The sequence below is a fragment of the Candidatus Sordicultor fermentans genome (genome assembly GCF_012728195.1).
Taxonomy (GTDB): Bacteria; Atribacterota; Atribacteria; order Atribacterales; family Caldatribacteriaceae; genus Sordicultor; species Sordicultor fermentans.
Genome location: NZ_JAAYFP010000137.1, coordinates 1 through 9,505, shown reverse-complemented (window position 1 = coordinate 9,505; position 9,505 = coordinate 1). Strand labels below are relative to the sequence as shown.

Annotated in this window: 9 protein-coding genes and 1 riboswitch; of the genes, 1 reads left to right on the top strand and 8 read right to left on the bottom strand. The window is 43.3% G+C overall.

The window, feature by feature from the left end; all coding sequences use genetic code 11:
• Positions 1–292: 292 nt before the first annotated feature.
• The 8 genes from GXZ17_RS07265 to thiW are packed head-to-tail and all read right to left on the bottom strand — an operon-like array spanning position 293 to position 7,219.
• Positions 293–1,423 carry an aldo/keto reductase gene (locus tag GXZ17_RS07265; protein WP_409376629.1) on the bottom strand — a complete coding sequence of 377 codons (1,131 nt, stop codon included), beginning with the start codon at positions 1,421–1,423 and terminating at the stop codon, positions 293–295.
• Between the two features lie 50 nt (positions 1,424–1,473).
• Positions 1,474–2,193 carry a DUF72 domain-containing protein gene (locus GXZ17_RS07260; protein ID WP_409376628.1) on the bottom strand — a complete coding sequence of 240 codons (720 nt, stop codon included), beginning with the start codon at positions 2,191–2,193 and terminating at the stop codon, positions 1,474–1,476.
• Complete coding sequence (gene thiD, locus GXZ17_RS07255) at positions 2,190–3,017, bottom strand: bifunctional hydroxymethylpyrimidine kinase/phosphomethylpyrimidine kinase (protein ID WP_409376627.1); 828 nt, start codon at positions 3,015–3,017, stop codon at positions 2,190–2,192. The genes GXZ17_RS07260 and thiD overlap by 4 nt, the downstream gene beginning before the upstream one ends.
• 13 nt (positions 3,018–3,030) lie before the next feature.
• Positions 3,031–4,035: a thiamine-phosphate kinase gene (thiL, locus tag GXZ17_RS07250; RefSeq protein ID WP_409376626.1), complete on the bottom strand. Its 1,005-nt coding sequence runs from the start codon at positions 4,033–4,035 to the stop codon at positions 3,031–3,033.
• Positions 4,032–4,667: a thiamine phosphate synthase gene (gene thiE / locus GXZ17_RS07245; protein WP_409376625.1), complete on the bottom strand. Its 636-nt coding sequence runs from the start codon at positions 4,665–4,667 to the stop codon at positions 4,032–4,034. The genes thiL and thiE overlap by 4 nt, the downstream gene beginning before the upstream one ends.
• Positions 4,664–5,470 carry a hydroxyethylthiazole kinase gene (thiM, locus tag GXZ17_RS07240; RefSeq protein WP_409376624.1) on the bottom strand — a complete coding sequence of 269 codons (807 nt, stop codon included), beginning with the start codon at positions 5,468–5,470 and terminating at the stop codon, positions 4,664–4,666. The genes thiE and thiM overlap by 4 nt, the downstream gene beginning before the upstream one ends.
• Positions 5,460–6,701 carry a putative hydroxymethylpyrimidine transporter CytX gene (gene cytX / locus GXZ17_RS07235; RefSeq protein ID WP_409376623.1) on the bottom strand — a complete coding sequence of 414 codons (1,242 nt, stop codon included), beginning with the start codon at positions 6,699–6,701 and terminating at the stop codon, positions 5,460–5,462. Before cytX ends, thiM begins: the two co-directional genes overlap by 11 nt.
• A gap of 2 nt (positions 6,702–6,703) precedes the next feature.
• Entirely contained in the window at positions 6,704–7,219 is a 516-nt protein-coding gene (gene thiW / locus GXZ17_RS07230; RefSeq protein WP_409376622.1) for an energy coupling factor transporter S component ThiW, read from the bottom strand.
• A 50-nt stretch (positions 7,220–7,269) separates the two neighbouring features.
• A riboswitch (TPP riboswitch) is annotated at positions 7,270–7,377 on the bottom strand.
• Positions 7,378–7,905: 528 nt separating this feature from the next.
• On the opposite strand from thiW, the gene rbsK reads away from it, so the two are divergent.
• Positions 7,906–8,844, top strand: a complete 939-nt coding sequence (gene rbsK / locus GXZ17_RS07225) for a ribokinase (RefSeq protein WP_409376621.1) — start codon at positions 7,906–7,908, stop codon at positions 8,842–8,844.
• The last annotated feature ends 661 nt before the right edge of the window (positions 8,845–9,505 follow it).

The following is a 9,505-nucleotide window of genomic DNA, read 5'->3' as shown; positions in this document are numbered from 1 at the left end:
GTTTATAAGGGGGCAACGCCCCCTTATAGTACTTTTTTGTCATTCCCGAAATCTTTTATCGGGAATCCATGCTTTTGCTTTTTCTTTGGTTTTTAAATAATATAGACCCCGGCTTAAAAATTGCCGGGGTGACGAATAAGGAGAGTCATTGCGATAACAAAAAAGAAAGGAAGCTATAAAGGGACGCCGCCCCCCTTTATAGTTATTTCACTCTTTCCCTCTCCCAAAAGAAGCAGCGATTCGCCCCGGCGTCATTATAACAGGTCTTGCGAAATAATATAAAGTCTCACGACTACGATATGCGACAGTAGCCGGGAGGACGAGTGTCAGTTAGCTTTTCATGAGCTAAATTCAATTTATAAATGATGGGTATTTTATAGGGACAGCGAGGCTCGCACTCCCCGCATTCGTTGCACACCGAAGCCTTAGGGTTCAATTCCTGATAAGCTTTCTGGGCGTAATCTTGATTCCCCAGCCAGAAACGGAGGCGGTCTCGCAGGGCATATTGAGCAGGATCACGAATTATCCCATCTTGCATCTGTCGGTCATATTGCCCCTCCAGAAGAAAAACTCCGGGGATATCAATACCCAAAGGGCAAGGTAAACATTTATCACACTGGCGGCAAACATAGCTACCCAGCTCCGGAGCTTCCTCCCGGACTTTTTTCATTTCTTCCGGAGTGAAAGGCACGAAGTTTTCCACCACTTCTATATCTCTTCTTAGATACTCTTCTGTGTTAGCTCCCATAACTAAACTATCTACCCCGAGACTCAGGGTGTAACGTATAGCCTCTCGTTCACTTTCCCACAAAAAACCGTCAGCCAGCGCTTTCATAGCCAGAATCCCCATTCTTTTTTCTCGAGCCCGGGGTAAAACTTCTTCTTCCCAGCCAGGAAAATTGAATCGGTCAAAATAATTCAAGGGAATCATCAAAATGTCAAAAGGATAAAGAGAAAGAGCATTGAGTGCTACTTCAGGGGTAACATGATTAGAAAAAGCTACAAAACGAATTTTCCCTTCTTTTTTAGCTTTTTCTACTCCCTCTAAAGCACCCTGGGAAGAGGATATTTCATCCAGCTCTTCAAAACGATTTAAGCCATGAATGAAAAATATATCCACTTCACTGGTGTTGAGTCTCCTCAGGCTTCCCTCTAAAGCTCTGGTTATACCTTCTTTACTCCTTTGTGCAGATTTAGTAGCCAGGATGAAGTCATTTCTTCGAACTTTGGCCACTTTACCTATCTTTTCCTCTGAATTGCCAGACCCATAGCTCTCTGCGGTTTCTAAGTAATTTCCTCCCTGATCCAAATACAAATTGACAATCCGCAGGGCTTCTTTCTCTGGTAGCTCTACCAGATGAAAACCGCCTAACCCCAGAAGGGAAATAGAAAAGCCAGTACTTCCTAATTTCCTTTTTTCCATACTTCTCACCCCCTCAAATTATCTCACAAAAGTAAGAATTCTATACCTTCTCAAGATAAAATTTCTCTGAGGCGCTGAGCGTTCTTCACTGCAAAGCCTTCGTAATCATTATCAAAGTAGCAATAAACATCCCGCTCCCCGAGCCAGAAACGAATTTTAGCTCCCCAGTCTTCGAGTTCTTCTTCACTGTAAAAATCGGTATAAAGGCTGCCGTGCCCGTGAAGACGAAGGTAGATAAAAGAAGAAGATATAACTTCTTGATAGGGAAAAGAAGGGGTATCGGAAAAACAGAGACAGATATTTTTCTTTTCCAGAATTTCATAAACTTCTCCGGTAAAGAAACTCTCATTGCGAAACTCAAAAACATAACGAAAATCAGGAGAAAGAAGCTCCACAAAAGAGGTAAAAACTTCTCTATTAAATTTAAGTTGAGGAGGAAATTGAAAAAGAAGAGGACCCAATTTGTTCCCCAGCTCTTTCACCACCTCATAAAGCTTTGCCAGAGGTTCTTCTACCTCTCTCATTTTCTTTATATGGGTAATGTAGCGGCTGGCTTTAACGGAAAAAACAAACTCCGGAGGAGTGGTATCTCTCCATTTGGAAAAAGTAGTGGAACGAGGGAGATGATAAAAATAAGAGTTAACCTCCACCGTATCAAAAAACTGAGAATAGTAGGAAAGCCACTTATTTTGAGGCAAATGAGGAGGATAAAACACTCCCTCCCAATGAGGATAAGCCCACCCAGAAGTCCCTATTCGGGACTCTTTCACCAGTATTTCCCTCCCTCTTCCGGATTCACCCCCTCTCTAAGAAAAAGAGGAGCTAAATGGTTGACCGGACCAAACCCTTTACCCAGGTTTAAGGAGTGGGTAATCACCTGAATCATATATTCGTGAGCCGTTTTTACTGCTTCGGTAATTGAGTATCCTAAAGATAGGAGAGCACATATAGCCGCAGAATAAGTGCAACCTGTCCCATGGGTGTTTTTGGTGGCGATACGTCGAGCGGGGAAAGAAATAAATTCTTCTCCGTCAAAAAGGATATCCACTATCTCCTCTTCCGGGAGATGCCCTCCTTTTAGGAGAACATAGCGAGGACCCCACTTTTTGAGCAATATACAGGCCTTTTCCATATCGGAAATATCCTTTATCTCCTCCCCCACTAAAAAAGAAGCTTCAGGAAGATTGGGAGTAATCAAAAAAGAGAGAGGGAAAAGCTTGTGCACAAGAGCATCTACGGCTTCTCGCTCAAGAAGCAAAGCTCCACTTTTAGATACCATCACCGGGTCTACCACCAATTTTTCTATATTAAACTTTTTAATCTCCTCAGCCACTGCCTCAATGATAGAAGAATTAGAAAGCATACCGGTTTTAGCCGCATCCACTCCTATATCACTTGCCACACACTCTATTTGTTTGGCCACCAGAGAGGGAGGTAAGTCAAAAATGGCTTCTACCCCTTGAGTATTCTGGGCGGTTATGGAGGTAATAGATGACATGCCGTACACTCCAAAAGCACAGAAAGTTTTCAGGTCAGCCTGAATTCCTGCTCCCCCTCCCGAATCTGAACCAGCTATGGTTAGCGCTCTTTTCATCTTTTTTCCTCCTCTATTGAAAATGATTCCAGCCCGAGGCGACTTCTTTTTCTTCTCTTCCATCTCTACGCAGAGAAACCCCTCCTTGCGAGACAACCTCTCCCACAATAGTTACCGGAATTCCACTTTCTATTTCTATGAATTCTTTAACTTCTTTTCCGCGCTCCCGGGGAACGGTAAAAATTAATTCAAAATCTTCTCCTCCCGAAAGAGCAAAAAGGAAAGGGTCTTTGTTTTCCTCTTCACTCCACTTCCGAAGAGAAGGAGAAATAGGTAGTTTATCCACCTCTACCACTGCCCCCACTTCACTCTCCTCCACAATATGCCCTAAATCCTGAGAAAACCCATCAGAAACATCAATCGTAGCTACTCTCTCCCCCAAACTGTGCAATAACCTCCCTACTTGCAGGCGAGGAGAAGGAGTAAAGAAACGCTTCAAAAGAAAAGAATACTTTTCTTTTTCTTCCTCGCTACCCCGAAGAGCTATCTCTAAACCTGCTCGTGAGTCACCCAAAGTTCCCGTAACTAAAACTAAATCTCCAGGCCGAGCATTACGGCGCAAAAGCAAAGGGCGGTCATTTTCTACCTCTCCCACTAAAGTTAAGTCAAAAACCATCTGACTTTCAGTACGAGATAAATTCCCTCCTATAATATCTACTCCGTGAGCTTCCGCTTCTTCCTTGATTCCCCGCATAAATTCCTTTAGCCACTCTGCTTCCATATCTGGCCTCAACACCCAGGAAAGAAGAGCAAAAAGAGGTTTTCCCCCCATAGCGGCAATATCACTTAAATTCACTGCCAGAACTCTTTTCCCCAGAGAAAAGGGAGAAAAAAGAGATAAAATAAAATGTACATTTTCTACCTGGGAATCACAGGTGAGAAGATAGAAAAAACCTCGAGGGCCTCTAACCACCGCACAGTCATCTTCAATTCCTAAAACCACTCTTTTCCCCCGGGAAGGGAAAAAATTTTTCAAATAGTCAATAATCCCAAACTCTCCCCACTCTTTGAGTTTCATGGTCTTCTCCGAAAAAGCTCAATTTTTTGCCGGAAAGAACGAGTGGCTTCCTTGACCGACTCTGCGCCTACAATAGCCGATACCACTGCCACCCCATCCACACCGGTTGCTAAAACTTCCTCCAGATTAGAAAGGTTTATCCCCCCGATGGCCACCACCGGTATATTAACTGCTTTTTTAATTTCTCTCAGTCTTTCTAAACCAATGGGTTCCCCGGCATCTTTTTTAGTAGAAGTGGGGAAAACCGTCCCCGCTCCTAAATAATCTGCCCCTTCTCTTTCTGCTTCTAGAGCTTCTTCTACCGTGGAGACCGAATAGCCAATTATAAGGGAAGGAGCGATTTTCCGAGCTAAAGCTAAAGGCATATCTTCTTGGCCTAAGTGTACTCCATCAGCATCTACTGCTAAAGCAATATCTATACGGTCATTGATGATTAAAGGAATCCCCCGCCGGTGAGTAACTTCTCTCACTTTTTGAGCTTCCTCTACCCATAGACGAGTAGGAAGGTCTTTTTCTCGCAGTTGAATCACTGAAGCTCCAGCATCTGTGGCTTCCTCTACCACCTCTTCATTACTTTTCTTCTGAATTTTTCTATCAGTAATAACATAAAGAGACCAATCTATAGTTTTCAATCTTTCACCTCCAGAGAAAGCAGCGCTTTAAGTTCCTCTTTCTTTATACCATAAAAGGTATCAAAAAGAGAAACTCGAAAGCTACCCGGCCCTAAAGAGTGACGAGCAGCAATTTCTCCACAAACTCCCAGAAAACCTAAAGCCGAAGATGCCGCCCATAGGTAATCTCTCTCTACTGCCGCGCAAGCAGCGCAAAGAGAAGTGGCCATGCAACCAGTTCCGGTAATCCTGGTGAGGAGAATATCCCCATTTTTTATCTTGACCACTCTTTTTCCGTCACTCACTACATCAATTTTTCCAGTTATGGCCACGACAGTCTGGAATTTCTGACTGGCTCTTTGCGCTAAATCACTCGTATCTGCATCTACTACTCCTCCTTCCACTCCTCTAACTTCGGCTTTTATTCCCAGTAGATTTCCTATCTCCCCTGTGTTTCCCCGCAAAATAGAGATTTTAACCTCTTGCAAAATTTTCAAAGCACTCTCGGTGCGGAATTGAGTAGCTCCTGCCCCTACCGGGTCTAAAACAACCGGGATACCTAACTCGTTAGCTTTCCTACCTGCTAAAATTGCGCTTTCTACTGTTTCCGGAGTTAGAGTCCCGATATTCAGAACCAGAGCTTGAGACAGAGCTACCATTTCTTCCACTTCCTCCCGGGCATAACTCATAACCGGCAGTGCTCCTATGGCCAACATAGTATTAGCATTGTCATTAATGACCACGAAATTGGTGATATGATGAACCAGAGGCTTTTCTTCTTTTATCTTTTTAAAAATCAGTGTGCATTTTTCTTCATAAGTCATTGAATTTCCTCCTTGTTCCCAGATAAATTAAGCCTGAGGCGAGAAAGCTGGGAAAAGAAGCTCCCCAGTGAGGTAAAAAACGAAGAAAGATAATATATATCATTAATCCCCCCACCCAGGAGAGAAGAGCTCCTCTATCGAGAGCTTTCCCCTCATATAATTCTTTTATCTCAATCTTTCTCCGGCGGTAAAAGAAATAGTCAAAAATTACCACCCCAAAAAGAGGGATAAAAATTCCCCCGATGAGATACAGAAAGCTTTCGTATCTATCCATAGGGAAAACTAAAGCTAAAATCGTGCCTCCTAATCCGAAGAAAAGAGTAATTAGTTTCTCCTGAAAACGAGGGAAAAGATTTAAAAAAGACATCGCTCCAGAGTAAATATCCAGAAAGGTAGTGGTAAAAGTAGAGAAGAAAACAATAATGAGAGCAACGATTCCCCAATTTAGAGCTAACATCACCGGTATGGGGTTAGCCTGACCGGTAGAAAGAGCCAGCAATAAGCCCAAAACATACATCCAGGAACTGGCTAAAAAATATCCCCACCAGGTCCCCCAGAAAGCAGAGCGGCTCTCTCGAGCAAAACGAGAGTAGTCTGAAACCAAAGGAAGCCAGGAAATGGGCATAGCTATCACGAGGTCTAAACCTGCCCCCCAGGGAAGAGAGCCATCTCCCCTCCAATTTAGTAATTCCTCTGTAGACACATTATGCAAAACACTATAAGTCATGAAAAGGCAGAGAATGGCCAGAGAAAAAACCGCTATTCTTTGCATCCATTTCCAAAGAGGAGTTCCTACTAAAGCCCAAAAAGTGCTAATCATCCCGGCAATAAGCATCCAGAGCTTGACATTAGTATATCCCGCTAAAATCTGAGTAATATTATCAACTGATTGAGCACAGATGATTATCATTATCGCCGTCCAGCCTGCTAACTGAATGATGTTCAAAGCCGAGGCGAGATAAGAGCCCAATTTTCCAAAAGCTGCTCTCACTGAAACCATAGCCGGAACTCCTGAATCGCTACCTAACACTCCCCCTAAAGCCAGAGGAGTGTTACCAATTACGTGACCCAGTATGATAGCCCACAAGCCCCCGATGAGTCCTAAAGGAGCTAACATTCCTCCTGCCCACACTTCAGATATGGCAATGGCTGCCCCCATCCACAGAACAAAAAAATCCATTCCCGATAAGTTTCTCTCTTGCTGTGGAACAGGCTGGATATCTTCTGACATCTCTATCCTCCTATCTCCTCCCACGTATCAACAGATATAGCTTTTCTCAAAACCCGAACAAATAAAAGGCCGATAATACATCCAGGGATACTACTTACTAAAAAAGCAGATTGAAAAAAGAAAAAAGTTGCCTCTCCTCCGGTAAAAGGGGAACCCAGATACGCGCTCAATCCAGCCCCGATAAAACCGGTTCCTAAGGGTTCGGTTAAGGCTACCCAATCTCGACGCAACCATCTGTAAAAAAGCCCAACTATTATGGCTCCCGGAACTCCCCCCGGCAAGGCAAAGATAGTTCCAGTCCCGATTGCAATTCGCAGCAATCCGGCTAAAAAAGCGGCTAATCCTCCATACCAAGGACCGATCATAATCCCGGCTACCACGTTTATTGCGTGTTGAAAGGGAAAAACTTTAGTCGGGCCAATGGGGAAACTAACACCGGAAGAAACAACCGCTAAAGCACAGAAAATAGCGACATAAGCCGTCTTTCGAAAAGAAATTTTAGCTGCTCTATTCACCACCTTCGTTTTCTCCCCTATTAAAAAAAGCCACCTGCCAGCTGGTAGGTGGCTTTTTGTTTACACTTCCATCCCTCCGCTGGCATTAACCAGATCAGGTTCAACGGGTCGAAAGCTTGCGCTCTCCTCTCAGCCCTTCAAGAGCTCCCCTACTTCTATTTAATTTTCACCATTTTAACATATTCGCAAACCTTTTTCTCCAGTGCAGAAAAAGGTTTTAGGAAACTATGCTCGGGCGAGTTTTTAGTAAACTTTGTGTTATGAACAATTACTTTACAACCCAGGAACTTGGCAGGTAGCAAAAAGTAACATGGTTATCCTCTATATCTTCGTAGAAATACAAAGAAAGGGAAAGAATTAAGATATTGGCAAAAAGTAGCTTTCGCTCTGCTAAAGATTAGATAAATAACTTAATAGATAAATGATAAACGAGCTCTATTAGAAAAAGAACTGGTGAAGGAGGCAATTTGAGGTAATGAGAAAGCTATCCACTTTTGCAGGAAAAGGACTTAATCCACTCAAGCTAACAATAGAGGAAAAACATCCTTACAAGATTCAAACGACCCCAGAGAGCGCGACTATTCTCCAAATGCTCCTAAAACCATGGTATAATGAGCTCAGTTTAAGAGGGAATCAGTCAGTTTTCCCAGACATAATATAATAACTTCTTAGTTATCAAGGGAGGTATTATGGTGACGCCTACTGTAGCTATAGTCGGAAGTAATATGATGGACCTCATAACTTACTATCGAGATAGAATGCCCAAAACCGGGGAAACTATTTTTGGAGAAGACTTTGAGATTGGCTTTGGAGGAAAAGGAGCCAACCAGGGAGTAGCTGTTTCCCGTCTGGGTGGGAAAGTTATAATGGTAACCGCGGTAGGAGACGACCTTTTTGGTCCTCTGGTTAAGAATAACTTCCTCGAAAATGGAATTAGCAGCAAGTTCATAAAAACCGTCCCGGGGAAGACCAGTGGAGTGGCTCCTATTTTTGTAGACGAGAAAGGAAGAAACAGTATTTTCATCATTCCCGGAGCCAACTATTCCCTTTTCCCCGAAGATGTAATTCAAGCTGAAGAAGAACTTCAAAAGGCCTCCTTCTTGTTGCTTCAGCTGGAAATACCTCTAGAAACTGTATATTATGCCATCGACATGGCTCAGAAGCTCAACTTAAAAGTAATCTTAAATCCCGCACCAGCTCAAGAACTGGAGTGGAACAAAATTCAAAGTGTTTTCTTATTAGCCCCCAACGAGAGCGAGCTGGAAAGTCTGACTGGAATTCCTGCTGACTCATTTACCCATATCCAGGAAGGAGCTTCTTTTCTACTGGAAAAAGGAATCAAAAATGTGTTAGTTACCTTGGGGGAGAAAGGCTCAGCTCTTTTTACTCCTCAGGGAAGTAAAGAATTCGCGGCTTATTCAGTTAATTCCATAGATACCACCGGAGCAGGTGACGCTTTCCTAGGAGCTTTATCGTTCTTCCTGGCTGAAGGGAAAGATATAGATGAGGCAATAGATTTGAGCTCTGCTTACGCTGCTCTCTCTACCACCAGACGAGGAACTCAAAAATCTTTTGCTTCCCGAGAAGAATTCGAGAATTGGCTAAAATCTTATTCTTCTGGCGCCTAATATAATTCTCGCAAAACCTGTTAAATCGCTCAAATTTTAAAAGTAAGTTACATCGGAGCTTAAAGACTTGGAATCACCACAGAACTATAGGGGTAAACCCCCTGCAACCCTTGAAAGAGAAAAAAAATCAAAAACGTAAAATAAGAACATAAAGATGAAACTACTGAGGAAGAAAGAGCATCTTCCTCAGCCTCGCGATGACGGGTTGAAGAATTGCTACTTTTGTCTGTCGCTGCAACAACCCCTCCTCATCCATCACCCTGGCGACTTTCGAGCCGTTTTTAGCCTGCCCTTGAATGGTTCTATTGCCTCTTATTCGTCACCCCGGCAATCTTTAAGCCGGGGTCCACAGTCCACAGTCTTTAAAATCAAAAGAAAAAACGTGGATTCCCGATAAAAAATTTCGGGAATGACGAGAGAGGGAGGTCGTTACCCCTGCACGCCTCCATCATCACCAAGTCCCTCATTCCTGAATGGTTCTACGAGGGGTCTAAATAATAGGAGGGGAAACCCCTATGATTCCCAATGGAAGGACAAAAGAAGAAGCAAAAACGTGGATTCCCGGCTAGATTTCGGGAATGACGGGGAGCGAGAATTCCTCCAGAAGAAAAAAAGTGAGATTACCACAGGTAATAGGTAAAAACGTTGTAGACTGTTCTGC